The 25861-nt window shown below is 61.8% G+C and carries 22 protein-coding genes and 1 riboswitch; of the genes, 7 read left to right on the forward strand and 15 right to left on the reverse strand.

The features are described from left to right. Positions 1–88 precede the first annotated feature (88 nt). Complete coding sequence (locus AC3WQN_RS07605) at positions 89–1627, forward strand: AhpA/YtjB family protein (RefSeq protein ID WP_103398933.1); 1539 nt, start codon at positions 89–91, stop codon at positions 1625–1627. Between the two features lie 561 nt (positions 1628–2188). Here the strand turns inward: AC3WQN_RS07605 and AC3WQN_RS07610 are convergent. The 10 genes from AC3WQN_RS07610 to AC3WQN_RS07655 all read right to left on the reverse strand — a co-directional run bounded on the left by AC3WQN_RS07610 (position 2189) and on the right by AC3WQN_RS07655 (position 12165). Continuing rightward, entirely contained in the window at positions 2189–2905 is a 717-nt protein-coding gene (locus tag AC3WQN_RS07610; RefSeq protein WP_095144725.1) for a PqiC family protein, read from the reverse strand. A gap of 177 nt (positions 2906–3082) precedes the next feature. After that, the gene (gene parC, locus AC3WQN_RS07615; protein ID WP_095144724.1) at positions 3083–5347 is read right to left on the reverse strand and encodes a DNA topoisomerase IV subunit A; all 2265 of its coding nucleotides are present in this window, start codon (positions 5345–5347) and stop codon (positions 3083–3085) included. A 10-nt stretch (positions 5348–5357) separates the two neighbouring features. Beyond that, a complete protein-coding gene (locus AC3WQN_RS07620) occupies positions 5358–5879 on the reverse strand; it encodes a retropepsin-like aspartic protease family protein (protein ID WP_103398931.1) in 522 nt (173 codons plus the stop codon). After that, positions 5876–6859, reverse strand: a complete 984-nt coding sequence (locus AC3WQN_RS07625) for an esterase-like activity of phytase family protein (RefSeq protein ID WP_103398930.1) — start codon at positions 6857–6859, stop codon at positions 5876–5878. Before AC3WQN_RS07625 ends, AC3WQN_RS07620 begins: the two co-directional genes overlap by 4 nt. Continuing rightward, positions 6859–8763 (reverse strand): DNA topoisomerase IV subunit B, encoded by a 1905-nt coding sequence (parE, locus tag AC3WQN_RS07630; RefSeq protein WP_095144721.1) that lies wholly within the window; start codon positions 8761–8763, stop codon positions 6859–6861. Before parE ends, AC3WQN_RS07625 begins: the two co-directional genes overlap by 1 nt. Positions 8764–8805: 42 nt before the next feature. Continuing rightward, entirely contained in the window at positions 8806–9414 is a 609-nt protein-coding gene (locus AC3WQN_RS07635) for a YqiA/YcfP family alpha/beta fold hydrolase (protein WP_103398929.1), read from the reverse strand. 107 nt (positions 9415–9521) lie between these two features. Beyond that, complete coding sequence (locus AC3WQN_RS07640; protein WP_158248595.1) at positions 9522–9794, reverse strand: hypothetical protein; 273 nt, start codon at positions 9792–9794, stop codon at positions 9522–9524. Between the two features lie 388 nt (positions 9795–10182). Then, entirely contained in the window at positions 10183–10998 is an 816-nt protein-coding gene (gene cpdA, locus AC3WQN_RS07645; protein WP_103398928.1) for a 3',5'-cyclic-AMP phosphodiesterase, read from the reverse strand. Between the two features lie 106 nt (positions 10999–11104). After that, a complete protein-coding gene (locus tag AC3WQN_RS07650) occupies positions 11105–11557 on the reverse strand; it encodes a DUF1249 domain-containing protein (RefSeq protein WP_103398927.1) in 453 nt (150 codons plus the stop codon). Continuing rightward, positions 11548–12165: an NUDIX domain-containing protein gene (locus AC3WQN_RS07655; RefSeq protein WP_103398926.1), complete on the reverse strand. Its 618-nt coding sequence runs from the start codon at positions 12163–12165 to the stop codon at positions 11548–11550. Before AC3WQN_RS07655 ends, AC3WQN_RS07650 begins: the two co-directional genes overlap by 10 nt. A 224-nt stretch (positions 12166–12389) precedes the next feature. Between AC3WQN_RS07655 and AC3WQN_RS07660 the strand changes: the two genes are divergently transcribed. Then, positions 12390–13136 (forward strand): RsiV family protein, encoded by a 747-nt coding sequence (locus AC3WQN_RS07660; RefSeq protein WP_103398925.1) that lies wholly within the window; start codon positions 12390–12392, stop codon positions 13134–13136. Here the strand turns inward: AC3WQN_RS07660 and cytX are convergent. After that, positions 13105–14397, reverse strand: a complete 1293-nt coding sequence (cytX, locus tag AC3WQN_RS07665) for a putative hydroxymethylpyrimidine transporter CytX (RefSeq protein WP_103398924.1) — start codon at positions 14395–14397, stop codon at positions 13105–13107. The genes AC3WQN_RS07660 and cytX overlap by 32 nt on opposite strands. Positions 14398–14511: 114 nt before the next feature. Further along, positions 14512–16401 (reverse strand): phosphomethylpyrimidine synthase ThiC, encoded by a 1890-nt coding sequence (gene thiC, locus AC3WQN_RS07670; protein ID WP_103398923.1) that lies wholly within the window; start codon positions 16399–16401, stop codon positions 14512–14514. A 151-nt stretch (positions 16402–16552) separates the two neighbouring features. Next, a riboswitch (TPP riboswitch) is annotated at positions 16553–16658 on the reverse strand. 197 nt (positions 16659–16855) lie between these two features. Here thiC and AC3WQN_RS07675 point away from each other — a divergent pair. Continuing rightward, positions 16856–18289 (forward strand): TolC family outer membrane protein, encoded by a 1434-nt coding sequence (locus tag AC3WQN_RS07675; protein WP_095078114.1) that lies wholly within the window; start codon positions 16856–16858, stop codon positions 18287–18289. Between the two features lie 121 nt (positions 18290–18410). Here AC3WQN_RS07675 and waaA read toward each other — a convergent pair whose 3' ends face one another. After that, on the reverse strand, positions 18411–19691 hold the full coding sequence (gene waaA, locus AC3WQN_RS07680) for a lipid IV(A) 3-deoxy-D-manno-octulosonic acid transferase (protein ID WP_103398922.1): 1281 nt from the start codon (positions 19689–19691) through the stop codon (positions 18411–18413). 23 nt (positions 19692–19714) lie between these two features. Beyond that, positions 19715–20605 (reverse strand): LysR family transcriptional regulator, encoded by an 891-nt coding sequence (locus AC3WQN_RS07685; RefSeq protein ID WP_103398921.1) that lies wholly within the window; start codon positions 20603–20605, stop codon positions 19715–19717. A 103-nt stretch (positions 20606–20708) separates the two neighbouring features. Here AC3WQN_RS07685 and AC3WQN_RS07690 point away from each other — a divergent pair, with 103 nt between their 5' ends. The 4 genes from AC3WQN_RS07690 (at position 20709) to AC3WQN_RS07705 (ending at position 24173) form a co-directional block, all read left to right on the forward strand. Continuing rightward, entirely contained in the window at positions 20709–21041 is a 333-nt protein-coding gene (locus AC3WQN_RS07690; protein WP_095078111.1) for a DMT family transporter, read from the forward strand. Between the two features lie 138 nt (positions 21042–21179). Continuing rightward, on the forward strand, positions 21180–22355 hold the full coding sequence (locus AC3WQN_RS07695; RefSeq protein ID WP_103398920.1) for an NAD(P)/FAD-dependent oxidoreductase: 1176 nt from the start codon (positions 21180–21182) through the stop codon (positions 22353–22355). Continuing rightward, complete coding sequence (locus AC3WQN_RS07700; RefSeq protein ID WP_103398919.1) at positions 22352–23164, forward strand: aldo/keto reductase; 813 nt, start codon at positions 22352–22354, stop codon at positions 23162–23164. Before AC3WQN_RS07695 ends, AC3WQN_RS07700 begins: the two co-directional genes overlap by 4 nt. 43 nt (positions 23165–23207) lie before the next feature. Next, the gene (locus tag AC3WQN_RS07705; protein ID WP_095078108.1) at positions 23208–24173 is read left to right on the forward strand and encodes a metal ABC transporter ATPase; all 966 of its coding nucleotides are present in this window, start codon (positions 23208–23210) and stop codon (positions 24171–24173) included. 143 nt (positions 24174–24316) lie between these two features. Here the strand turns inward: AC3WQN_RS07705 and hldE are convergent, their stop codons facing one another. Next, entirely contained in the window at positions 24317–25738 is a 1422-nt protein-coding gene (gene hldE / locus AC3WQN_RS07710; RefSeq protein WP_095078107.1) for a bifunctional D-glycero-beta-D-manno-heptose-7-phosphate kinase/D-glycero-beta-D-manno-heptose 1-phosphate adenylyltransferase HldE, read from the reverse strand. Between the last annotated feature and the right edge of the window lie 123 nt (positions 25739–25861).

Below are 25861 nucleotides of genomic sequence, written 5' to 3' on the forward strand. Positions count from 1 at the left end.
GTGACCATCGGGCACAGCCAGCGCTTTGCCGGTCTGGGGGCTATCGCTATACTGCGCCTCAACTTCACGGACAAAAGAGCCGAGCTCAGTGAACCGGCCAACGCCAGTCAAAACCGACAACTTCTTTCTGCTGATCTTCCGGGCACTGCGCCACCGCCGTGTACCGATTGCATTGCGCATTGCCAGCCATAACGTGATCCTGGTCGCATTGGCCCTGGTGATCTACGCCTGCGTGATGGGTCTGCAGTTCAAACAGGCCATGCACGAGCAGGCCGATGCCCTGGGCCAGAGCCTGACCACGCAGACGGCGACGTCAGCCACCGAGCTGTTGGTGTCCAACGACATCCTCAGCCTCAATGTGCTGCTGAACAACCTGACCAAGAACCCATTGGTCGCCCACGCAGCTATTTATAGCGTGGACAACCGGATTCTCGCCGAGGCCGGGCAACGTCCCAAGCATGGCTTGCTGGGCGAAGCCCAAGGCATGTACGAGAGCAAGATCACCTTCCAGGATGTGACCGCCGGTCAATTGCGCATCAGCCTGGACATGGATCAGTTCGAACAGCCGATGACCATCAGCCTGCAAAGCATGGGCATTCTCAGCGCCATCCTGCTGGCCTTGTCCCTGGCGCTGAGCCTGCGCCTGGGCCGGCACATCTCCACGCCACTGCTGCAACTGCGCGTGTGGCTGCGTGATATCGACGAACACACCCCGGCCACTCAGCGCCAGGATGAAATCGGCGACCTGGCCCGCCAGCTGCACAGCAGCTTCGCGCCAGAGCCGGTGGAGCCAGAACCGGCGCCCGAGCCTGACGTCGACGATGAAGACGACACCGACGAAGCCGAACCTGGTTTTGAAGTCCGCAACCTGCGCGACCCGAGCTTCGACGAGAGCACACCCGTGACTGGCGTGAAAGCCGCACCACGGCATCGGGTGAAAGCCGAAGAAGACGAATCGGACGAAGAAGACCCGTTCGCCGATCTTCGCGACAGCGAGGCGACCGTTGCTCCCGCCAAGCCGCAGCCCAAGCCTGCTGCTCCAGCCGTTCCACAGCACAGTGCCGTACTGGCCGTACAACTGGGCGCTCAGGATCAACTGCGCCGGTTGCCGCGCACTCGCCTGACCGAACTGCTGGACCGCTACCGCGACTGCCTGGATCAGGCCGCCTCGCTGTATGAAAGCGAGTTGCACACCCTGAACGACGGCAGCACGCTGATGCTGTTCCACACTCAGGACAGCGGCGACGACTACCTGACCAATGCCATCTGCTGCGGTGAGCTGCTGCGTGCCCTGGGCCATCAACTGCAGATCGAAGTCGCGGACAGCGGCATCACCCTGCAATTGCAGCTAGGCCTGACCTTGGGTGACGAGCTGTTCGGCCTGAGCCAGATCGACCTGCTGCTGACCGAAACCGCCCAGGACGCCCTTGCCCTGTCCCAGCACAGCCGCAACCTGCTGCTGGTGGAGCGCAAGATCAGCGACGACGTGTTGATTCGCCAACGCGCGCGGATCCGCCCGATCGCCAGCCCGGAAGGTGCCTGCTGCGTCGAGCGCTTGATGGAGCCGTACCCCTCGATGCTTGAGCGCCAGCTGGCCCGCATGCACGAGACCAGCACCAAAAGCTGAGCCTGATCGGCAACAACAAAAGCCCGCCGATGAGTGATCATCCGCGGGCTTTTTGCTGCTAGCTCCGATGCCTTCGCCGGTAAGCGGCGCGCCTGCCGGGGGTCGCGAGTACATGTCCCGTGGCGAGGGAGCTTGCTCCCGCTGGTCGGTCCGCGTTCGGGCGCAGCAGCCCCCGAATAAGCTCGCCAAGGACTTTCTGAAAGACCACCATCGCCTTGTCAGGACCGCTTCGATCCGCAACGGCTGCTTGCTCCTTCGCCACAGAACCTGATCGCTCACGCTTGAAGGCACAAAAAAGCCCGCACTTGGCGCAATGCTGTTCAGTTAAGAAAGGCTTAAAGCGGGTGAGATACCCGTGGCGAGCGAGCTTGCTCGCGCTGGTGCGCGAAGCGCACCCAACAAAGCGACTGCGGTCTTTCAGAACGAACTCGACGACAGTTTTTGGGGCTGCTCTGCAGCCCAGCACGAACAAGCTCGCTCGCCACGGGGGATGCATTGAGCAACCCAATCCTTAACTGAACAGCATTGCGCACTCGGCGGGCTTTGTCTGCAGTATTGAGCTTAGAAGCGGAACACTTCCATGTCGGTGCGGATCGGCGAAGCCATCGGGATCTTCGGCTGCTTCTCCGGCTCAGCCGGCGCGGTCGGTTTTTCCCGCGCGGGCTTGCTGCGCGGTGCGTCGGCAATCGGCGGCTGGTTGGCCAACGGCTTGAGGGCCACCGACAACTGCTCGGCCAGGCGCTGCAACAACACGCCCTGAGCTTGCACCTGAGCCGCAGTACCACCGGCATGCTGCTCTTGCAGATGAACGATACGGTTATCGCGCACCTGGCCGCGACGGTCGATCAGACGCCACTGAGCGTCGAGAATCGCCGGTTGCGACTCACCCGAGTCCAGGCGCGTAATCGACAGCAGCACCTGCACGTCCGGGGCAAAGCCCTGCGTTGCCGGTGCCAGGACTACGCGCTGGCTGTCCAGGCGACCGGCCACTTGCCGCAGCAGCAACTGATTGATATCAGAAGACAGGCTGCCCGCCCAACGACCATCGGTGGACGCTTGCAGGCTGCCGTCGGGTTGACGCTGCAACAGGGTTTCACGTTGCAGGTAATCAGCAATCAGAACCGGACCCAGCAACACCGCCATGCCGGCGCTTTGCGCAGGCTGAGCAGGGCTGCCGCTGTCCAGTTGATACAGCGACACCGGCTGGTGAACGCTGCAACCCGCCAGGCCAAGAACGCCAGCGAGCAACAAAAAAAGAGGAAGGCGCAGAACAGTCATCATCCCATCCAGGTGGCGGCCACACGGCCGCTCACAGTGAAAAATACTCTAACAATATGACGAACGCTCGACCACGCCGGCGCTTGAAAGGCCATATCATCCGTGAATATGCCGTTCGACTCCAGCGCGAAAGTACCGATCTACGCGTTAAATCATAGATTGAGCGCCCTAAGGCACTTAATCCAGAGCTTCTACCAACAACGCATCCACCCGCTGGAAGCCCCGTGGCAGTTTATTGCCTCGACGTCCACGCTCACCCTTGTAGTGTTCCAGGTCGTCGGCCTTCAGCGACAGCGTGCGTTTACCGGCCTGCAACACCAGCGTCGCACCGTCCGGCAATACCGCGATATCGGTGACGTATTCCTCGCGACTGGCTACACGTTCGCCGGAGATACCAATGATTTTGTTGCCTTTGCCCTTGCCCAACTGTGGCAGGTCGCTGATTTTGAAAATCAGCAGGCGGCCTTCGGTGGTCACCGAGGCCAGCCAGTTCTGCTCACGATCAGCGACCGGGCGCGGCAGGATCACCTTGGCGTTGTTCGGCAGGCTCAACAGCGCCTTACCGGCCTTGTTCTTGGCTTGCAGGTCTTCACCCTTGACCACGAACCCGTAACCGGCGTCGGAGGCGATGACGTAGAGACCATCATCCTCTGGCATCAGTACGCACTCGAAGGTTGCCCCTGGCGGCGGCGTCAGGCGACCGGTCAGCGGCTCACCCTGGCCACGGGCCGAAGGCAAGGTGTGTGCCGGCACCGAGTAGCTGCGGCCGGTGGAGTCGATAAACACCGCGAACTGGTTGGAACGACCGGCAGCCGCCGTCTTGAAACCGTCCCCAGCCTTGTAGGAAAGACCCGTGGCGTCGATGTCGTGCCCCTTGGCCGAACGCACCCAGCCTTTTTCCGACAGAACGACTGTCACTTTTTCGTTCGGTAGCAGATCGTGCTCGGTCAACGCCTTGGCTTCGGCGCGCTCGACAATCGGCGAACGACGGTCGTCGCCGTAGGTTTCGGCATCCTTGATCAGCTCACTGCGCACCAGCTTCTTGAGCTTGGTTTCACTGCCCAGCAGCGCTTGCAGCTTGGCTTGCTCCTTGAGCAACTCGTCCTGCTCGTCGCGCAACTTCATCTCTTCCAGCCGTGCCAACTGACGCAGGCGAGTGTCGAGGATGTAGTCGGCCTGGATCTCGCTCAGGGCAAAACGCTCGATCAGCTTGGCTTTCGGGTGTTCCTCGGTACGGATGATGTGGATCACTTCATCCAGGTTGAGGTAAGCGATCAACAAACCGTCCAACAGGTGCAGGCGACGCTCGACCTTGTCCAGGCGAAATTGCAAGCGACGACGGACCGTCTGAACCCGGAACTCCAGCCACTCGACCAACAGCGCGCGCAGGTTTTTCAGCTGCGGCTTGCCGTCCAGGCCAATGATGTTGATGTTCACCCGGTAGGTGGACTCAAGCTCGGTGCTGGCGAACAGATGCTGCATCAACGCTTCGTGATCGACCCGACTGTTGACCGGGATGATCACGATCCGGCATGGGTTTTCGTGATCGGACTCGTCACGCAAGTCGGCGATTTGCGGGGCCTTGGACGGCTTGGCCTGCATCATGGCGGCAATTTGCTCGAGCACCTTGGCGCCAGAGACCTGATGAGGCAGCGCAGTGACGATGATGTCGCCGTCTTCGACGTGGTAAACAGCGCGCATGCGCACCGAACCACGACCGGTTTCGTAGATTTTCAGCAGGTCGGCGCGCGGCGTGATGATTTCCGCTTCGGTCGGATAGTCCGGGCCCTGGATGTGCTCACAGAGTTGTTCGACCGTGGCTTTTGGCTCATCGAGCAAACGCACGCAGGCGGTCGCGACTTCCCGCAGGTTGTGCGGCGGAACGTCGGTGGCCATGCCCACGGCAATACCGGTGGTGCCGTTGAGCAGGATATTCGGCAAGCGTGCGGGCAGTACCAGCGGCTCGTCGAGCGTACCGTCGAAGTTCGGCCCCCAGTCCGCGGTGCCCTGGCCCAGTTCGCTGAGCAGCACTTCGGAATAACGCGACAGGCGCGCCTCGGTGTAACGCATGGCGGCGAAGGACTTCGGATCGTCCGGCGCACCCCAGTTACCCTGACCGTCCACCAGCGTGTAGCGGTAGCTGAATGGCTGGGCCATCAACACCATGGCTTCGTAGCAGGCCGAGTCGCCGTGGGGGTGAAACTTGCCGAGCACGTCACCGACGGTACGCGCGGATTTCTTGTGCTTGGAATCGGCGTCCAGCCCCAACTCGCTCATCGCATAGATGATGCGCCGCTGTACCGGCTTCAGGCCGTCGCCGATGTGCGGCAAGGCCCGGTCCATGATCACGTACATGGAGTAGTTGAGGTAGGCATTTTCGGTGAAGTCAGCCAGCGATCGGCGTTCTACGCCATCTAAGCTGTCTGCAAGGATATCGCTCATGCGGGCCTCATCAATTCGTTGTCTGGCGCAGCAGCATGGTGCCGCCGCGCTGGGTAAATTCAAGTTGTTTCAGGGCGCTCATGCCCAGCAGCACTTGCTCGCCGCCCAGGCCTGGCGCCACCAGGGCACGTACATCGTGCAGGACGATGTCGCCCAGTTTCAGTTGTTTGAGGCGGGTCCGGTAACCCTGGCTGCGACCGTTGGCCGTGCTCAGGGTGACCGGCGCCCCTTTTTCCAGATTCAAGCGCTCGGCCAGCCTGGACGGGATCGACACATCGGTCGCCCCGGTATCGAGCATGAAATTCACCGGTTGACCGTTGATCTGGCCATCGGCAACGAAATGCCCCTGGCCATTGCTGACCAGTTTCACTTCAATAAAACCGTCACCCTGTTGCGAGCTGACCTGGGTGTTGGGGTTTTCCAGGCGCTGCTCCCAGACCCCGAAGAAGCGTGTCGCCAGAAACAACCCGGCGCACCAGGCCAGCACCAGCAGCACACGACCGGCGCGCTTGCCCGGAGCCTGCTGAGTCATGGCCGGGCGCTCCAGCCGCCTTGCGGCGCGGCAAAGCGCCAGACAATCGGCCTGAATTCACCATCGGCGCGAGCACCGTTGTTGTTGTCGATGCCAACCCAGGCACCGTCGGCGTCGACCACCAGAGCCTCGGCAAGGCCATAGGCTTGTGGATAACGGCGATGAGCCTGCAAGGCTTGCTCAGCGAACGACCAGCACTGCTCGACCTTGGCACTCACTGCATCGCGACGACAAATTTCGAACGCATTGCGCTCCAGCGTGAACAGCTTGCCGTCGAACCACGCCAGGTCGGCAAAGTCCCGGGGAACCGGCTTTGCATTGGGGAACTGCTCCGGTTGCATTTGCATACCCCCCTCACTCAGCAGCACGCACCCTCCGTCGCAATCCCAAACCGATTGCTGGCGCTTGATCCGTAACAGCCCGCGCCGTTCCCGCTCGGCCGCCAGCCATAACTGACTGCCTTCAGGGTCGACGGCAATGCCTTCGAACAACCCATTGAATCGCAGTAACATCCCACTGGCCCGCGCTTCGCGGATCATGCTCGGGGCGATTTTCAGCCACTGGGCAGGTCCCGTCACAGGGACTTGCAACACCGCCGCATGAGACTCGCTGACGATGTAGCGATTGCCCGCCTGATCGCAGGTGATCCCTTCAAAATCCAGATCACCACCACGAATGAACGACGCCGCCCAGGCCCGCGAACTCAGCCCCCAGGGCAAGCCGCTTTCAGGTACCGGCGGCACATCAATGGGCACGGCTTCAGCCTGCCAGACGTTCTGGCGAGTATCGAGGCGATAGATCTGCTCGTCGTCGCGATCAGACACCGTCCACAGGTCGCCACCACATTGCGCCAGTCCCGACAGGTTACCGCCGCGCATGCCTTGCACGGCATGCTCGGACAGCAGTGTCAGTTCAGGCGCCGGCTGCGCGAACACCGCGCTGGCCAGGAACAGTAACGCAAGGGCGAAACCGCTCCGCATCAAGCCAGAACCTCGGCCAGGTTGCCCTTGGATTCCAGCCAGGACTTGCGATCGCCGGCGCGCTTTTTCGCCAGCAGCATGTCCATCATTTCCGACGTGGCCTCGAAATCATCCAGTGTCAGCTGTACCAGACGACGCGTATTCGGGTCCATGGTGGTTTCACGCAGCTGGGGCGGGTTCATTTCGCCCAGGCCCTTGAATCGGGTGACCTGCGGCTTGCCGCGCTTCTTCTCGGCCACCAGGCGGTCGAGAATACCGTCACGCTCGGCGTCATCGAGGGCATAGTAAATCTCTTTGCCCAGGTCGATGCGGTACAGCGGCGGCATCGCCACATAGACGTGACCGGCATCCACCAACGGGCGGAAGTGCTGGACGAACAAGGCGCAGAGCAGGGTTGCAATGTGCAGACCGTCGGAGTCGGCGTCGGCGAGGATGCAGATCTTGCCGTAACGCAGCTGGGTCATGTCCGCCGCGCCTGGATCGACACCGATGGCCACGGCGATGTTGTGCACTTCCTGGCTGGCCAGCACTTCACTGCCGTCGACTTCCCAGGTGTTGAGGATCTTGCCGCGCAACGGCAGGATCGCCTGGAACTCCTTGTCCCGCGCCTGCTTGGCAGAACCACCCGCGGAATCACCCTCCACCAGGAACAGCTCGGAGCGCATCGGGTCCTGCCCGGCACAATCGGCAAGCTTGCCCGGCAACGCCGGCCCCTGGGTAATGCGCTTGCGCTCGACCTTCTTGCTCGCCTTCAGACGACGACCGGCGTTGTTGATCGCCAGCTCTGCCAGCAGCATGCCGGTCTCAGGGTTTGCATTGAGCCACAGGCTGAAGGCGTCCTTGACCACACCCGAAACAAACGCCGCCGCTTCACGGGACGACAGGCGCTCCTTGGTCTGGCCGGAGAATTGCGGTTCCTGCATTTTCATCGACAGCACGAAAGCAATGCGTTCCCAGACGTCTTCCGGCGCCAGCTTCACGCCACGGGGCAGGAGGCTGCGGAACTCACAGAATTCGCGCATGGCATCGAGCAGGCCCTGACGCAGGCCATTGACGTGGGTACCGCCCTGGGCTGTCGGGATCAGGTTGACGTAGCTTTCCTGAACACTGTCGCCGCCTTCCGGCAACCACAACAGTGCCCAGTCGACGGCTTCCTTGTTACCGGCCAGGCTGCCGCAGAACGGCTCGTCCGGCAGGCGTTCGAACTCGCTGACCGCATCGACCAGGTAGGAACGCAGGCCGTCTTCGTAATGCCACTCGACCTTTTCGCCGGTGCCTTTGTCTTCAAAGCTGACCAGCAACCCCGGGCACAAAACGGCCTTGGCCTTGAGCACATGCTTGAGGCGGCTGATGGAGAATTTCGGCGAGTCGAAGTATTTCGGGTCCGGCGCGAAAAACACGCTGGTGCCGGTGTTGCGCTTGCCAACGGTGCCGATCACTTCCAGCTCGGTGGCTTTGTAGCCATCGGCGAAGGTCATCTGGTACTCGTTGCCGTCACGCTTGACGCGCACACGTACCTGGGTCGACAGGGCGTTGACCACCGAAATACCCACCCCGTGCAAACCGCCGGAGAACTGGTAGTTCTTGTTGGAAAACTTGCCGCCCGCGTGGAGCTTGGTGAGGATCAGCTCGACGCCCGAAACGCCTTCTTCCGGGTGGATGTCCACCGGCATGCCACGGCCGTCATCGCTGACTTCCAGGGAGTGGTCGGCGTGGAGGATGACCTGCACCGATTTGGCGTGCCCGGCCAAGGCTTCGTCGACACTGTTGTCGATGACTTCCTGGGCGAGGTGGTTCGGCCGACTGGTGTCGGTGTACATGCCGGGGCGTTTACGCACCGGGTCGAGGCCCGAGAGGACTTCGATGGCGTCTGCGTTATAAGAGCTAGCGCTGGGAGTGGCCATGGGGTCTCGTCGTCAGTCATTCATGAAAATAGGGGCAAGGCTTCACAGTGCCGTGAAATCAATCGCCTGGTACACATCTGCGCCAATGCCGGCAAAACTCAACAGCGCCGGCAATCGCCCGGCGAACCCCTGGAAACCATGGTCGCCGCCGGCCTGGATGCGCAAGGCACAGGCTCGGTAATACTGCTGGGCGAGGCGGTAGTCCAGCGTTTCGTCGCCGGTCTGCAGCCACACCTGATACCGCTGCGGATCCTGGAGGCCCGGCACTTCAAGCTCGGCCAGGGCCGTCACATGATCGTGGGTCAACTCCCAAGTCTCTTCGGTATACAGGTTTTTCTGTGTCCCCAGGTACCCGTCGAACATCCGGTGCGGGCTGACCGCCGGGTTGATCAACAGGGCCTTGAGGCCGTGGCGCTCAGCCAGGTGAGTGGCATAGTAGCCGCCGAGTGAGCTGCCGACCAGCAGTGGCCGCCCCAGCTCGGCAATCGCCTGCTCCAGCTGACCGATGGCCTCGCGCGGGTGGTGATGCAAAGCCGGAACCCGCAACCGATCCCCCAGCCCGAGACGCTCCATCACACCCACCAGCTGACAGGCCTTTTTCGACGAAGGAGCGCTATTGAAACCGTGGATATAAAGGATCGAACCCGACATGCAAGCACCCTGTACAGTGAGGTGAAGTGCCGCAGTTTACAGGGAGTCGAGCGGGGTTGGGGCGCTGGAATGGATCAAAATGAAAGCCGCTCCCGCCGAGCACGCCATCACCAGAAGAAACCGACCTCCAGTCGGAGCGTCAGCACCGGAAAACCCAGGCAAGCCAACACACCATAAAACACCACCCCGCTCTCTCCTCTCTCCCAACTGCCACCACTCACCTCCCACCACTCAACAGGCCGAGCGTTAGCTCGCCTGCCGCCCTTGATCTTGCTTTGGCTTTTGATCTTGATCTTGATCCGCCCGCCCCATCGGGAGGCTGAGCGCAGGTATTCATCCGGGGATTGGTGCGCAGCGCCGTTCGACGCAGTCGAACTCATTGCATGGAGGTCGTCGCGAAGCAGACCGGAGGGCAATGCCCCCGGATGGATGCCGGAGTGAAGGAACCCCGAGCCTAGGCGAGGGGCCGGACGCTCGGGGCGAAGCGTTTTTTTGCTTACTTTTTTTAGGCGCTTGTAAAAAAAGTGAGTCGCCGTCGGGCGAAACCATAAGTCGCCATGACCGCAGCAACGGATATGTACACCGCACCTGCAAGAGAATGGCCAGCCACCAGACCGCCTTCGCGAGCAAGCCCGCTCCCACAGGCGCACCTACGCAAGAGATGGGTTGGCTTCCAGACAGCCTTCGCGGGCAAGCCCGCTCCCACCCAAAAAGCAGATCCGTGTAAACCTGCAAGAGACAAATCGACTATCAGACCCGAGGAAACACTCAGTAACCGTTAGACCCGTAATCCACCTGAAACTCAAACCCGGTCACCCGCTCCACCCCGGTCTCAAGCCCCCCATCCGGCAACAACCGCAACCACCGATAACCCGGCGCCAGGGTATCGACCTTGAAATCCTCACTGCGCGGCTCGAACTGGATACAGGTCGACGGCGATGCAAGCAAACGCACCCCGTTGCGTAACTGATCGATTTCCTGATGCACATGCCCCCACAACACCGCGCGCACCTGCGTAAAACGATCAAGCACGGCAAACAACGCCTCCGGATTACGCAAACTGATCGGCTCCATCCAGGCACACCCAATGGACACCGGATGATGGTGAAAACACACCAGATGATGACGCTGCGGCGCCTCGCTCAAGGCCCGGGCCAGCAACTGCAGCTGCTCGTCCTGCAAATAACCGGGTACCGATCCCGGTACAGCGGAATCCAGCAAGGTAATCCGCCAGTTGCCAATGTCCACCACCGGCTCCAGCAACGAACTCTGCACCGCCGCCTGGGCCATGATGTGCGGCTCGTCGTGATTACCCGGAATCCAGCGCGCCGGGGCATCGATTTGCCCGCTCATCTGGCGAAACTGTTGATACGACTCCAGGGTGCCGTCCTGAGACAGGTCACCACTGGCAATCACCAGATCGATCCGTGATTGTTGCGCCAGCACCAGCTCGATGACCTGCTGCAGGCTGTCACGCGTGTTCATGCCCAACAGTGTTCCATCTGCTTCGGCAAACAGGTGGCTGTCAGAAAGCTGCACCAACAGCACGGGGTCGCTGGCATTCAGAGTGGATACGCTCGGCAAGGCGTTCTCCCGGGGCGTGGACAGGGATTGGGATGGAGGGAGCAATTATGCTGGGGCAATCGTGAAAGAGGAAACCCGTGAACCGGACACAGTTCACATCTGCTGCTTAACGCACCACTTCGTATTCGTGCCCGCACGCCAGGCAATGGCTCAGCCATTCGCCAAGGAAGACGTTGAGCTGGGCCTTTTCGTCCGGTTGGTGCATCAACGCATTGGGGTAAGGATAGATGCCCCGGAAGCGCCGCGCATGCTCGGCGCTGATGACCTCGGCCATGCGCGCATCGTGATAGACCTGGACTTCCAGCTGCGGCACCGGCAACCACGGCAGGCTGTGCTCCTGACGCACGCGCAAGGTCGTGGTGTACGGACAGGCCCGCAACACCTCCAGCGTCAGCACACCCAGCATCTGGTCGCCCTGGGTCATGGCAATGCGCCGGGCCGCCGGTTGGTTGCGCATCTCTGGCAGCAAGCGCAGCAACCGGGCATAGTTGGCCTCGCAGGCGCTTTGCAGCCCCACAAGGTCGACCCGATATCGGTCGCGCTGTTTGATTACGACCATAGCCCCCTCACTTCAACGCGGTTCAAAGCCAGCCATTGCAAGGCAATAATGCTCGCCGCGTTGGAAATCCGCCCATCACGTACGGCCTGCAGGGCATCTTCAAAGTCCCAAGCCGTGACGCGAATATCTTCTGCCTCCTCTACCAGCCCGTGCAGGCCGCCCGCCTCGCTGCTGTCACAACGCCCCAGATACAAATGCACGTATTCGGTACTGCCGCCCGGCGATGGAAAGTAGTTGAGCATCGGCCACAGCGCAGTGAACTCAAGCCCAGCTTCCTCCTGCGCTTCGCGGTGAGCAACTTCTTCCGGTAATTCGTCCTTGTCGATCAGACCGGCGACCAGTTCGATCAACCAGGGATTGTCAGTCTTGCCCAATGCCCCCACGCGAAACTGCTCGATCAGCACCACTTCATCACGCAGCGGATCGTAAGGCAGCACGCACACGGCATCATGACGAACGAACAGCTCGCGATTGATTTCACGGCTCATGCCGCCGGCGAACAGCTCATGGCGCAGGTGCACGCGATCGAGCTGGTAGAAACCCTTATGGCAGCTCTCAGTGCGCACGACGTCTACGGTGGTCGGGGTGGCCTTGGCAAAATCAGTCATAACAATCCTCGTCTACTGCAAAATCCGTCCGAGGCTGCCCCCAGTCTTCGCGCCATCCTAACGCGCCCGTCACGTTTGATGCAGCCCCTTTGAAGTCGCCGGGATAGACGGCAGGGGGGCAAACCAACTCTAATTGGCACTATTGAGCTTAGTGGCGAACTGACTACGCCGCTGACAGTCGAAGCCGGTAACTTTTGCCTACCCCTGATTCATGAAGGACACCCATGTCACTTTTGAAAATCGCCTCCGTGGCCTGTATCGCCCTGACCCTGGGCGCCTGTCAAAGCCTGTTCCAGCCAAGCTACAAGGCGCCGCTGGAAACCCTGCGCGACACCACCGAAACCATCAAGCCAGGTTGCACGGCCGCCGACTGCCCACTGGTGAACATCGATACCGTGCGCTTCCCAGGCGAGCCGCAACTGGATGGCATCATCGAAAAACGCTTGCTGCAAATGACCCGCACCTCGCCCGACGCCCCGTTGCCAGCCTCGCTCAATGCCTATCGCGATCAGTTTTTGCGTGACGCCGGCCCGCGCCACAGCAGCTACCTGCAAGCCAAGGTACGGGAACAGCATGACGGCTTGGTGATCATTGAGTTGTCCAGTTACCTGGACACCGGGACCGCCCACGGCACGCCGGGGCGCGGCTTCATCAATTATTCGCGCCAGGAGCACAAGGTCCTGAATCTGTCTGACATGCTGCGGCCCGGGCAGGAAGAGGCATTCTGGAAAGCCGCCCAGGTGGCGCATAACAGCTGGCTGATCAGCACCCGGCTCGATCAGGAGCCGGAATTCTTGAAGGCCTGGCCGTTCAAGAAAACCCCGAATGTGGCCTTGACCACCGCCGGGGTGATGCTCAAGTACGACGTGACCACGATTGCGCCTTACGCACTGGGCCACGTCGAACTGAAGATCCCTTACTCGCGCCTGGGTGGCATCCTCAAGCCTGAGCTGGTTCCCGCCCGTCCGTAACGACACGTCCCAGCAGCAGCTGGAGCAGCCCTGCCAGTATCAACGCGGGTAGGGTTGCGCCGATTTCAGGGTAGAGATTGGCCAGCAGGTGATACGTGCTCACACCGCCCAGCCAGGCCAGCAAGGTCGTCCCGCGCAAGGCCGAGGACGCTACCTGGGCCCTGCGCTTGCGCAGAATGAAGTGATCCACCAGCACGACGCCAAACAGCGGCGCGAACACCGAACCGATCAACAGCAGGAAGTTCTGGTACTGGGCCAGCGGTGCCAGCAAGGCGATCAAGGTGCAGATCACCCCGATGGCCAAGGCCAGGTGTTCGACCTTCAGGCGCAGCAGAATCCCGCTGGAAACCGCCGCCGAGTGAATGTCGGCAAAGGCGTTTTCGGACTCGTCGAGCAGGATCAACAACAGCGGAATCCCCAGGCCGGCGCCGGCCAGTGCCAGCAGCAAGGCGTTGACTTCGCCGCTCGGCGCAAAGGCCAGGGTGTAGGCCACGCCCAGGCTCATCAGCCAGAAGTTACCAATGAAGAAGCCCAGCGCAGTGCCGCCGAAGACGTTTTTGGCCCGCTTGCCGAAGCGCGAATAGTCGGCGATCAGCGGCAACCACGACAGGGGCATGGCGATGGCGATGTCAAAACCCACGGCGAACGGCATCGAACCGTCACCGGCCTGTGCCCATAGCGCAGCCAGGTCGGCTTTGGCGAACAGGTTCCAGGTCAGCCAGATGCACGCGGCCAGCAGCAGCCAGATCCCCCACTTGCGCAGCACTTTACGCACGAAGGTCAACGGGCCACTGACCGCCAGCAACGTGGCCAGCGCACCGAAGAACAGCGTCCACAGCAGCGGGTTCGACCACAGGCTGCCTTCGCTGAACGCCCGGGCGCCCAACAGGCTCGCCGCGTCGCGCATGACGATAATTTCGAACGAGCCCCAGCCGATCAGCTGCAACAGGTTCAACAACGCCGGCAGGCTCGCACCGCGAGTACCGAGGCTGAGTTTGAGCGCGGCCATCGACGACAGGCCGGTGTCGCTGCCGATCACGCCAACCGCCGCGAGCAGCAATACGCCAACCAGCGTGCCAAGAAAAATCGCCAGTAATGAACCGGACAGGCCCAGGCCAGGTGCGAGCAAGGCACCGGTCTGCAGCACCATCAGGCCGATACCAAGGGAAAACCACAGGGAGAACAGATCGCGACCGCCGAAGACTCGTTTGTCAGTGGGCACCGCGATGTCAGGTGAATACGTGCTGGGTTGAATGCTCAAGGGTGTTATCTCAGAGGGACATTTGTTGTTGTGTCGATCACGCATCATTCCTGTGGCGAGGGAGCTTGCTCCCTCGCCACAACGGCTCCGGTGTTCCGGAACCATCAGGTCAGATCAAACCTTCTTGTACAGCTGGCTGCCTTCCTTCTTGAACCGCTCGGCCTGCTCCGCCAGGCCTTGGGCGACGTCCACGTCGACGGCATCGATCCGCTGGTTGGCCGCGTATTCGCGAACTTCCTGGGTGATCTTCATCGAGCAGAATTTCGGCCCGCACATGGAGCAGAAATGCGCGACCTTGGCCGAGTCCTTCGGCAGGGTTTCGTCGTGATACGAGCGCGCGGTGTCAGGATCCAGGCCCAGGTTGAACTGGTCTTCCCAACGGAATTCGAATCGCGCCTTGCTCAAGGCGTTGTCGCGAATCTGCGCCCCCGGATGCCCCTTGGCCAGGTCGGCGGCGTGCGCGGCAATCTTGTAGGTGATGATCCCGGTCTTCACGTCATCCTTGTTCGGCAGGCCCAAGTGCTCCTTGGGCGTGACGTAGCAAAGCATGGCGCAACCGAACCAGCCGATCATCGCCGCACCGATACCGGAGGTGATGTGGTCGTAACCCGGAGCGATGTCGGTGGTCAGCGGGCCGAGGGTGTAGAACGGGGCCTCGTCGCAGCACTCCAGCTGCTTGTCCATGTTCTCTTTGATCAACTGCATCGGCACGTGGCCAGGGCCTTCGATCATGCACTGCACATCGTGCTTCCAGGCGATCTTGGTCAGCTCGCCGAGGGTTTCCAGCTCACCGAATTGTGCGGCGTCATTGGCGTCGGCAATCGACCCCGGACGCAGGCCATCGCCCAGCGAGAAGCTGACGTCGTAGGCCTTCATGATTTCGCAGATGTCTTCGAAATGGGTGTAGAGGAAGTTTTCCTTGTGATGCGCCAGGCACCACTTGGCCATGATCGAACCGCCACGGGAAACAATACCGGTCACGCGTTTGGCGGTCAGCGGCACATAGCGCAGCAACACACCAGCGTGGATGGTGAAGTAGTCGACGCCCTGCTCGGCCTGCTCGATCAGCGTGTCGCGGAACAGTTCCCAGGTCAGGTCTTCAGCGGCGCCGCCGACTTTTTCCAGGGCCTGGTAGATCGGCACGGTACCGATCGGCACCGGCGAGTTACGGATGATCCATTCGCGGGTTTCGTGAATGTGCTTGCCGGTGGACAAGTCCATGACCGTGTCCGACCCCCAGCGAATGCCCCAGGTCAGTTTCGCCACTTCTTCTTCAATGGACGAACCCAAGGCGCTGTTGCCGATGTTGCCGTTGATCTTCACCAGGAAGTTACGGCCGATGATCATCGGCTCCAGTTCGGTGTGGTTGATGTTGGCCGGAATGATCGCACGACCGCGGGCGATCTCTTCACGGACAAATTCCGGCGTGATGATTTTCGGCACGCTGGCGCCGAAGCTGTGACCGGCGTGCTGCTGATCCAGCAGGCCGGCGGCACGGGCCACTTCGAGCTTCATGTTTTCGCGGATGGCGACGTATTCCATCTCGGCGGTGATGATGCCTTTACGGGCATAGTGCATCTGGCTGACGTTGGCCCCGGCCTTGGCGCGGCGCGGGTTGTTCACGTGGGCAAAGCGCAGCTTGGTCAGCTCGGCATCAGCCAGGCGCTCCTGGCCGAAGTTCGAGCTCAGGCCGGGCAGACGCTCGGTGTCGCCACGGTCGTCGATCCACGCCGAACGTACATCGCCCAAGCCTTTGCGCACGTCGATCACCACATTGGGATCGGTGTACGGGCCGGACGTGTCATACACGGTAACCGGCGCGTTGACCTCGCCACCGAAGTCGGTGGGGGTCACGTCCAGGGTAATTTCGCGCATGGGTACGCGGATGTCCGGGCGCGAACCCTGGACATAGATCTTTTGCGAGCGGGTAAAGGGCTGAACCGACTGCTCATCGACTTTGGCCGAGTCACTGAGGTTGGTCGCATTTTTTGGTTTTGTGGTCATCACGGGCTCTCCAGACAGCATCCAGGCAGTGGATTGTCGGAGCAGAACCTGAGAGGCACGGACGCACCAGGACTGGTGCTGTGCTTCGTCACACACAGGAACGTTCGATTGTCGAACAATATCCCGGACGAAGCACAAGAGGACTCGCCGGGTGACGAGAAATCTTGTTCCCTACGCAGGCGCTAACCTGATCAGGTTCAACGGGATCCGAAATTATTCGATCTCAGCCTCATAGCAAGGCACCCCGACAAGAACCCGGCCAGTCTAGACACAACGGGCAAAGAACGCCAACCCCTGTGTAAATAGCGTGATGAATGGCGCAATTGCCGCATTTGTAACAAGAACATGCACTACTGCACTCACAACCCCGCACGTTACCTTGACGCTGTAATGCTAGCGCCGTAAGTTTGGGCGCCTGAATTCTCGTCGTAATATCACTGCTAGGGATCGCCTCATGCTGCGAAAACTCTCACTGGCGCTCGCCGTGTCATGTGCGTCCAATGGAATGGTCTGGGCAGCGCAAGCATCCCTGGCGACCAACACCGACCTGGTGAGCGTCTATCAAGAGGCGGTCAACAACAACGCCGACCTGGCCGCGGCCCGTGCTCAATACGGCGCGCAAAAGGAAGTCGTGCCCCAGGCCCGCGCCGGCCTGCTGCCGAACCTGTCGGGTGGCGCAGAAATCGCCAACGTGCGCACCGACATCGACGCACCGTCGGCCATCGCCAACCGTAATGCTCACGTCTACCAGGCCACACTGGCCCAGCCACTGTTCCGCGCTGACCGCTGGTTCCAGTTCCAGGCGGCCAAGGACGTCAATGAACAGGCGGCCCTGCAACTGTCGGCCACCGAGCAGAACCTGATCCTGCAAACCGCCGAGAACTACTTCAACGTACTGCGCACCCAGGACAACCTGGCGTCGACCAAAGCGGAAGAAGCCGCGTTCAAACGCCAGCTGGACCAGTCCAACGAGCGTTTCGATGTGGGCCTGTCGGACAAGACCGACGTGCTGCAATCGCAAGCCAGTTATGACACCGCCCGCGCCAACCGGATCCTGGCCCAGCTCCAGGTGGATGACGCGTTCGAAGCGCTGGTCACCCTGACCAACCGTGAGTACAACTCGATTCAGGGCATCGTCCACACCTTGCCGATCCTGCCGCCGGCGCCTAACGATGCCAAAGCCTGGGTCGACACCGCCGCGCAACAGAACCTCAACCTGTTGGCCAGCAACTACGCGGTGAACGCGGCCGAAGAAACCCTCAAGCAACGCAAGGCCGGCCACGCGCCGACAGTCGACGCGGTGGCGCAGTACAAGAAAGGCGACAACGACGCATTGGGCTTCAGCAACCCGAGCGCCTTTGGCCAGCCGTACAGTGGCGACGTCTCGCAGACCTCGGTCGGCCTGCAGTTGAACATTCCGATCTACAGCGGCGGGCTGACCAGCTCCCAGGTGCGCCAATCCTATTCACAGTTGGAACAGAGCGAACAGCAACGCGAATCCCTGCGCCGGCAAGTGGTGGAAAACACTCGTGACCTGCACCGCGCCGTCAATAGCGACGTCGAGCAGGTGCAGGCGCGCCGCCAGTCGATCATCTCCAACCAGAGCGCGGTGGAAGCCACGGAAATCGGTTATCAGGTGGGTACACGCAATATCGTTGACGTACTCGACGCCCAGCGTCAGCTGTACACCTCGGTGCGCAACTATAACAACAGCCGCTACGACTATATTCTCGACAACCTGCGCCTGAAACAGGCCGCCGGCACCTTAAGCCCCGGCGACCTGCAAGACCTCAAGCGCTACCTCAAGGCCGACTACAACCCGGACAAGGACTTCCTGCCACCGGACCTGGCCAAGGCCGCAGCGGAACAGCTGAAAGCCCGTCCTTGAAGCGCCTGTTGCTCGCGCTGGGCTGCGAAGCAGCCCTGAAGCCTGACACCGCGCTGTAACAGGTACTCCGCAGTCACCCCGATGGCGACCAGGAGCCGCTCCCTCGCCACCGCTGTATCGCTCAGCTTCTATCGATCAATCGCCCCAACCCATCGAGCAACCGCTGCAAGGCACCCTGGTTGGCGCGCATCACGTTCAACCCCGCCTCAGCCATGCGCTGCGCATCACGCGGCAGCTCGAACAGCCGCTGCACCGCCAGCGCCAACCCCTGGGCATCCTCCACCTCCTGCAAGGCATTGGCACTGCGCATCAACGCCGCGATCTCCAGGAAGTTGAACAGGTGGGGACCACTGAGCACCGGTTTCGCCAAGGCCGCGGGCTCCAGGAGGTTATGCCCGCCATTCGGCACCAGGCTGCCGCCGACAAACGCACTGTCCGCCAACGCGTAGAGAAACAGCAGTTCACCCATGGTGTCGCCGAGCAGCACCGACGTATCAGCGTTGACCGCCATGCCGGTCGAGCGACGGACCGTATTGAAACCCTGCTGCTGGCAAAGCTCGAACACCGAATTGAAACGCTCGGGGTGGCGCGGTACCAGAATCAGCAACGCGTCCGGGTGACTGACAAGCAATTGCCGGTGGGCGGCCAGCACCACTTCGTCTTCGCCTTCATGGGTACTCGCAGCGATCCACACCGGACGCTCGACCGCCTGCCATTGCTCGCGCAACCGGGCGGCGCGCTGCAGCAATTGCGGGTCGATACTCAGGTCAAACTTGATCGAGCCGGTGACCTGCACCGTCTCTGCCCGTGCACCGAGCTGTCGGAAGCGCTCGGCCTCGGCTTCGGTTTGCACGGCAAACAGGCTCATCTCAGCCAGCATCGGCTGAGTCAGGCGGTGGAAACGGCCGTAGCCTCGGGCCGAGCGCTCCGACAGCCGGGCATTGGCCAGCGCGACCGGAATCCCGCGTTTGGCGCACTGATGAATATGGTTGGGCCACAACTCGGTTTCCATGATCACCGCCAGCCTGGGCTGGACCCTGTCGAGGAACCTGGCGGCCGCACAGGGCAAGTCGTAAGGCAGGTAGCAGTGCTGGATGCGTGGTTCATTGGCGAACATCGCGTGGATCCGCTCCGAACCGGTCGGGGTCATGCAGGTCACGGTGATCGGAAGCTGTGGATAACGCTCCAGCAGTGCACGGATCATCGGTGCCGCGGCGATGCTCTCGCCCACCGACACCGCATGCACCCAGAGACCACCGGGCTTCATCATCGGCAAGCCGACAGAGAAACGCTCGCCGATGCGCTTGGCGTATGCCGGAGCCTTGCGCGAACGCAGCCACAGCCGAATCGCTACCAGTGGCAGCCCGAGGTAAAACAGCGCGGTATAGAGGGTTCTGTTCATGGCGCCGGAGTTTATCGGCTTTTTCAGTCGATCGCCTGCAAGTGCACGGCAAATCGTTCCGCCAGCCAGCGCGCCGCCGGCCCGAGTGTTTCATCACGCCGCCAGACCAACTCCACCACCAATGCCGGCGGGGTCCATTCGCTGACCAGCTCGACCATCTGCCCTTGATAGGCGGGGTACTGCACCACATGCCGGGGCAGCCAGCCCCAGCCCAGACCCCGCATCACCCATTCGGCCAGCACGTAGAAGCTGTCGGCGCGCCAGACCTGCGGGCTGGCCTGCTCACTGCCGGGGTAGACACTTGAATGGGTGGCCATCAGCAGTTGCCGATGCTGGGCCATTTGCTGGCAATTGACCTGCCCGCCTGCGGCCAGCGGGTGGCCGACGCCGCACACCGTGACCATCTCGACGCTGCCCAGTACACGACGTTCCAGGGCTTCGGGGATCTGCTCGTGATAGAACAACAGACCCAGATCCGCCTGACGCTGCTCCAGTTTGCGCGCCACATCGCCCTGCGCAGCGCTGGCCAATTGCACTTCCAGGCTGGGAAATTGCTCGGCCAGGGCCTCGAGGCTGTCGAGCACTGGCTGATAGGGCATCGCCTCGTCCTGAGCCAGGCGCAAGCGCGCCTCCTGTCCGCGCATCAACGCCTGCGCCCGGCCATTGAGGCGCTCGCACTGGCGCAACACCTCCCGCGCCTCCTCCAGCAATGCGCTACCGGCCTCGGTCAGCCGTGGCTGGCGACCGCTGCTACGATCAAACAGGCTGACGCCAAGGTCGGCTTCAAGCAAGGCAATCGAACTGCTGACCGCCGACTGTGCCTTGCGCTGATCCCGGGCCACGGCGGAAAACGAACGTTGCTCGGCGACGCTGACGAACAAGCGCATCTGCTCCAGATTCCATTGAATACTCATGGCTCAACCCATCTTCAAATCAGATAGGTAATGACTTTACCCCATCTGAAGAATCCCTAAAATGCCGACTTCAGAAAGCAATGTTTCACACGAGGATTGACCCATGACCGCCTACTACTACCTGGCCATCGCCATCTGCGCCGAAGTGATCGCCACTGTTTCGATGAAAGCGGTCAAAGGTTTCAGCACTCCCCTGCCCCTGCTGCTGGTGATCTGCGGCTATGGCATCGCCTTCTGGATGTTGACACTGGTGGTGCGCAGCGTCCCCGTGGGCGTGGCTTATGCCGTCTGGGCCGGCATGGGCATTGTGATGGTCAGCGTCGCCGCACTGTTTATCTACGACCAGAAGCTGGATGTACCGGCGATACTGGGCATGGCGCTGATCGTGCTGGGCGTGGTGGTGATCCAGCTGTTCTCGAAAACGGCTGGGCACTAACCGACTCCACCCGCCTTTGTGGCGAGGGTGCTCACCCCTTGGCCACAGGTTTACCTGCCCCCCAGTTGATCAGCAACAAATCCACTCCTCATCGAGGCTGTATACTGCGCCTCTCGTCTTGAACACTGAGGTCTGCGCATGCCATCCGTTATTTCCACCGACGTGCTGATTGTCGGCGCTGGTGTTGCCGGCCTCTGGCTGAATGCACGCCTGCGTCGCCAGGGTTATTCGACCGTGCTGGTGGAAAGCGCCAGCCTCGGCGGCGGGCAAAGCGTCAAGTCCCAGGGGATCATCCACGGTGGTGCCAAGTACGCCCTGCACGGCGCACTGACCGGTGCCTCGGAAGCCATTGCCGACATGCCACGGCGCTGGCGTGACGCCCTGGCCGGCGACGGCGAACTGGACCTGACCGGAGTGCGCCTGCTCTCCGAGGCCCACTACCTCTGGTCGCCCGGTACCCTGGCCGGCAACCTCACCAGTTTCTTCGCCAGCAAGGCCGTGCGCGGCCGGGTCGACCAGGTCAAGGGCGAACAACTACCCCCCGCCCTGCAAGACAAGCGCTTCAAGGGCAAGGTCTATCGCCTGGCCGAACTGGTCATCGATGTACCGAGCCTGATCGCACGCCTGGCCGAACTGGCCGGCGACGGATTGCTGGCCGGGCAGAAAATCGAACCCTTGCTGGAAAACGGCGAACTGGTCGGCTTGCGGGTCGACGAGCGGGACATCCGTGCGCAACGCATCGTCCTCAGTGCCGGCGCCGGCAATGCCGAATTGCTCGCGACCCTCGGCCTGAGCCAGCCGGCCATGCAAACCCGACCACTGCACATGGTCCTGGTCAAGGGCCCAAGCCTCAAACCGCTGTATGCCCACTGCCTGGGTGGCGGGCCGAAGCCGCGCATCACCGTCACCACTCATCCGGCAGCCGATGGCCAATGGGTCTGGTACCTGGGGGGCGATATCGCCGAAGCTGAAGGAGTGGCGCGAGAGCCGGCGGCGCAGATTGCCGCCGCACAGAAGGAGCTCGGCAACCTGTTGCCCTGGGTCGACCTCAGCCAGGCGCAGTGGGCGACCTTGCGGGTCGATCGGGCCGAGCCGTTGCAATCGGGCCTGACCCGCCCGGACAATGCCTTTCTCGCCGAACAGGATCGCCTGCTGGTGGGCTGGCCGACCAAACTCGCACTGGCACCCGACTTCGCTGACCGGGTGATCGCCGCGCTGCAACGCGACGCCATCCTGCCGAGCCACCCGGTGCCGTTGCCTGAACTGCCAAAACCGCCCATGGGTGTACCGGCCTGGGAGCAACTGCTGCCATGAGCCATGCCACTTTGCACGACCTGCACCGCCCGCTGGGCAGCACAGGGCTGATGGTGTCGCCACTGGGCCTGGGAACGGTGAAGCTTGGCCGCGATCAAGGGGTGAAATACCCCAACGGCTTCCAGATCCCGGACGATGACGAGGCGCGCGGCCTGCTCAAGCTGACCCGCGACCTGGGCATCAACCTGATCGACACCGCCCCGGCCTATGGCCGCAGTGAAGAGCGCCTCGGCCCGCTGTTGCGTGGCCAGCGTCATGACTGGGTGATTGTCAGCAAGGTCGGTGAAGAGTTCGTCGACGGTCAGTCCCGCCATGATTTCAGTGCCGCCCATACGCGGTTTTCAGTCGAACGCAGCCTGCAACGCCTGGAAACGGATTTTATCGACCTGGTACTGGTGCATTCGGACGGCAATGACCTGGTCATTCTCAATGAAAGCGAGGTCTATCAGACCCTCGCCGAGCTCAAGCGCGAAGGCAAGATTCGTGGCTTCGGCTTTTCCGGCAAGACCGTCGACGGCGGCCTGAAGGCGCTGGAGCAGGGCGATTGCGCCATGGTCACCTACAACCTCAACGAACAGGCCGAACGGCCGGTCATCGACTACGCTGCTGCCCATGGCAAAGCCATCCTGGTCAAGAAGGCCCTGGCCAGTGGTCACGTTTGCCTGAGCCCGGGCGTGGACCCGGTGCGTGCCAGCTTCGAGTTGTTGTTTGCACAACCCGGTGTTGCCAGTGCTATTGTCGGGACCATCAATCCGCTGCACCTGGCCCACAATGTGGCGACCGTTGCTCAAGTCCTGACCCGCCGTTGACTAGCCGCCGAGGCGGCCGACCCCGACGCAAGAAGGAGCCGACATGCCACGCACACTGATCAGAAAGAACCCCAGTAACTTCAAGACACTGCCACTGTATGTCGAAGCGACGCCCGACGGCCTGAGCTACCAGAGTGTCGGGAGGCCGCTCAACTTCTCCCAGACCCTGCAGCGCCGGCGTCCGGTGACGGTGGCCAATGCCGAGCACTTTGCCCTGGAACTGGCCAACCTCGGCGTGTCGGTGCGACTGACCCTGCGCTGGCAGAATCGCGATTACTGGGTGTTGGTCCGCCAGCGCCGCCAGGATCGGGGCGACGTGGTGCTGAAACTGATTTCCGGTTATGTGCCCGCCCACGAACTCAATCTGCCGCTGCACACAGCCATTCAGGAGATTGCCGAGGAGTGCCTGCTGGAAACCCCGGAAGGCTGGCTCGGCGGACGCTTCAATGACACCTGGCTACCGGCCCCCTATGCCACGGCGCTGCACTACCGGGAAGCCATGCCGTTTCGCCTGATGCCAGAATCCGGTGCTGCCCGCCCCGTACGTTGCGCCAACCTGCAATTGATCGAGCGCCCGCGCGCCTATGTGCACCTGCCTACCGCATCGCTGCAACTGATTTACGATTTGCGCCTGGAGGTGCCCAAGGAAGCCAAGTCCTTGAGCCTGTTCCACGTCGATGAGCGCCTGGAAGGTGATCAACTGGTCGCGCGACTGGACCGCAAGCGCCCGGACCTGTACCTGATGCCGCTTCAGGATGGCCAGCCGGTGCCTGAGCTCTACACCCTGAAAAAAGACCAGCTATACCCCGCAAGCACACGCGGCCTGTACCTGGCGGAAAGTTTTGCCCGTCAGGAAGGCTGGCTGGTCAGGGATGAGCGGATTCGCTGGAAGGACTGGCTCAAGCAACAGGGCTTGAGTCAGCCGGACAAGCCTTCGGGCTTGAGCCGCCTGACCGGCAAGGCCAAACAGCTGCTGAAGAAGATCGTGCCGCACAAGGCGGCACGCTAACTCCCTGTGGCGAGGGAGCTTGCTCCCGTTGGCCGGTGCAGCTGTCGTAGACCGTGCCGGGAGAGTACCTGGATCGATGCGGTGGAGGCTTCGGGGTTGGCGGGAGCAAGCGCTCTCGCCACGACAAGCCCCTCGCTACAGCGTCAGTTCTTGCGGATTTTCTCGACAATGGCGGTGGTCGAGCTGTTTTCCACCAGCCCCAACACCTTCACCGTGCCACCGTAAGCGCTGACGATATCGGCGCCGACCACCTGGTCTATGCCGTAATCGCCGCCCTTGACCAGCACGTCCGGCTTGACCTGCGACAACAGGTTCTCCGGTGTACCTTCAGGGAAGCTGATCACCCAGTCCACCGCCCCCAGCCCCGCCAACACGGCCATGCGTCGGTCAACACTGTTGATCGGCCGCCCCGGGCCTTTCAAGCGGCTGACCGAGGCATCGTCGTTGACCGCCACGATCAACCGGTCGCCCTGTGCACGTGCCTGCTCGAGGTAGGTCACGTGGCCAGCATGCAGGATGTCGAAGCATCCGTTGGTGAAAACGATCGACTCGTTATGCGCGCGCGCATCGTCAATCGCCAGCAGCAACTGGTCGAGGCTCAGCACTCCCCGCTCGGAACCCTCTTCGCGCTGAATCGCACGACGCAGCTCCGGGGCACTGATGGCCGCCGTACCCAGTTTACCGACCACGATGCCCGCAGCCAGATTGGCCAGGGCCACCGCATGGGGCAATTCCTCACCGGCCGCGATCGCCGCTGCCAGGGTGGAAATCACTGTATCGCCGGCACCGGTGACGTCGAACACTTCACGGGCACGGGCCGGCAAGTGCAGCGCCGGGTGATCGGGACGCAGCAAGGTCATGCCGTGCTCGCCACGGGTCACCAGCAACGCGCCGAGGTCAAGGTCGTGCATCAACTTCGCACCCTTGTTCACCAGGTCGTGCTCGTCGACACAGCCACCGACGATGGTTTCGAACTCGCTGAGGTTCGGCGTGATCAGGCTGGCACCGCGGTAGATCGAAAAATCCTTGCCCTTCGGGTCGGCCAGTACCGGAATGCCACGGGCACGGGCGGCCTGAATCAGCACCTGATGGTTCCTCAGGGCGCCTTTGCCGTAGTCGGACAACACCAGCACCTTGATGCCTTCCAGCAGGCTGTCGACTTGCTCACCGAGCGCCAGCGCGTCGGTGGCGAAGGGTTCTTCGAAGTCGATACGCAGCAATTGCTGGTGACGACTCATGACCCGCAGCTTGACGATGGTCGGCTGGTGCGCAATGCGCTGGAACAACGCACGGACACCGGCGCCCTTAAGGCTGTTGGTCAGGCTGTCGGCGGCCTCGTCATCACCGGTCACACCGACCAGGGATGCCGGCGCACCGAGCGCGGCAATGTTCAAGGCAACGTTGGCGGCGCCGCCCGGGCGGTCTTCGATTTGCTCGACCTTGACCACTGGCACCGGCGCCTCAGGAGAAATCCGTGAGGTACCACCATGCCAGTAACGGTCGAGCATGACATCGCCGACCACCAAGACAGGGGCTTGATCGAATCGCGGCATGGACAACTTCATGGTGCAACCCACATACAAAATGAACAGGGGCGCGATATTAGCACAGGGTGAACGCTGCCTAGTTCGACAGCTTCATCCACTGTGAATCTGAGGGTTACATTGGTTGTTTTTTAAACAGAATAT

Source organism: Pseudomonas sp. FW300-N1A1, from assembly GCF_058789115.1.

Coding starts and splice junctions, on each gene's coding strand:
- AC3WQN_RS07610 (WP_095144725.1), bottom strand. CDS start 2,905: ATGACTGTTCTGCGCCTTCCTCTTTTTTTGTTGCTCGCTGGCGTTCTT.
- parC (WP_095144724.1), bottom strand. CDS start 5,347: ATGAGCGATATCCTTGCAGACAGCTTAGATGGCGTAGAACGCCGATCG.
- AC3WQN_RS07620 (WP_103398931.1), bottom strand. CDS start 5,879: ATGACTCAGCAGGCTCCGGGCAAGCGCGCCGGTCGTGTGCTGCTGGTG.
- AC3WQN_RS07625 (WP_103398930.1), bottom strand. CDS start 6,859: ATGCGGAGCGGTTTCGCCCTTGCGTTACTGTTCCTGGCCAGCGCGGTG.
- parE (WP_095144721.1), bottom strand. CDS start 8,763: ATGGCCACTCCCAGCGCTAGCTCTTATAACGCAGACGCCATCGAAGTC.
- AC3WQN_RS07635 (WP_103398929.1), bottom strand. CDS start 9,414: ATGTCGGGTTCGATCCTTTATATCCACGGTTTCAATAGCGCTCCTTCG.
- AC3WQN_RS07640 (WP_158248595.1), bottom strand. CDS start 9,794: ATGAGTTCGACTGCGTCGAACGGCGCTGCGCACCAATCCCCGGATGAA.
- AC3WQN_RS07650 (WP_103398927.1), bottom strand. CDS start 11,557: ATGGTCGTAATCAAACAGCGCGACCGATATCGGGTCGACCTTGTGGGG.
- AC3WQN_RS07655 (WP_103398926.1), bottom strand. CDS start 12,165: ATGACTGATTTTGCCAAGGCCACCCCGACCACCGTAGACGTCGTGCGC.
- AC3WQN_RS07660 (WP_103398925.1), top strand. CDS start 12,390: ATGTCACTTTTGAAAATCGCCTCCGTGGCCTGTATCGCCCTGACCCTG.
- thiC (WP_103398923.1), bottom strand. CDS start 16,401: ATGACCACAAAACCAAAAAATGCGACCAACCTCAGTGACTCGGCCAAA.
- AC3WQN_RS07675 (WP_095078114.1), top strand. CDS start 16,856: ATGCTGCGAAAACTCTCACTGGCGCTCGCCGTGTCATGTGCGTCCAAT.
- waaA (WP_103398922.1), bottom strand. CDS start 19,691: ATGAACAGAACCCTCTATACCGCGCTGTTTTACCTCGGGCTGCCACTG.
- AC3WQN_RS07685 (WP_103398921.1), bottom strand. CDS start 20,605: ATGAGTATTCAATGGAATCTGGAGCAGATGCGCTTGTTCGTCAGCGTC.
- AC3WQN_RS07690 (WP_095078111.1), top strand. CDS start 20,709: ATGACCGCCTACTACTACCTGGCCATCGCCATCTGCGCCGAAGTGATC.
- AC3WQN_RS07695 (WP_103398920.1), top strand. CDS start 21,180: ATGCCATCCGTTATTTCCACCGACGTGCTGATTGTCGGCGCTGGTGTT.
- AC3WQN_RS07700 (WP_103398919.1), top strand. CDS start 22,352: ATGAGCCATGCCACTTTGCACGACCTGCACCGCCCGCTGGGCAGCACA.
- AC3WQN_RS07705 (WP_095078108.1), top strand. CDS start 23,208: ATGCCACGCACACTGATCAGAAAGAACCCCAGTAACTTCAAGACACTG.
- hldE (WP_095078107.1), bottom strand. CDS start 25,738: ATGAAGTTGTCCATGCCGCGATTCGATCAAGCCCCTGTCTTGGTGGTC.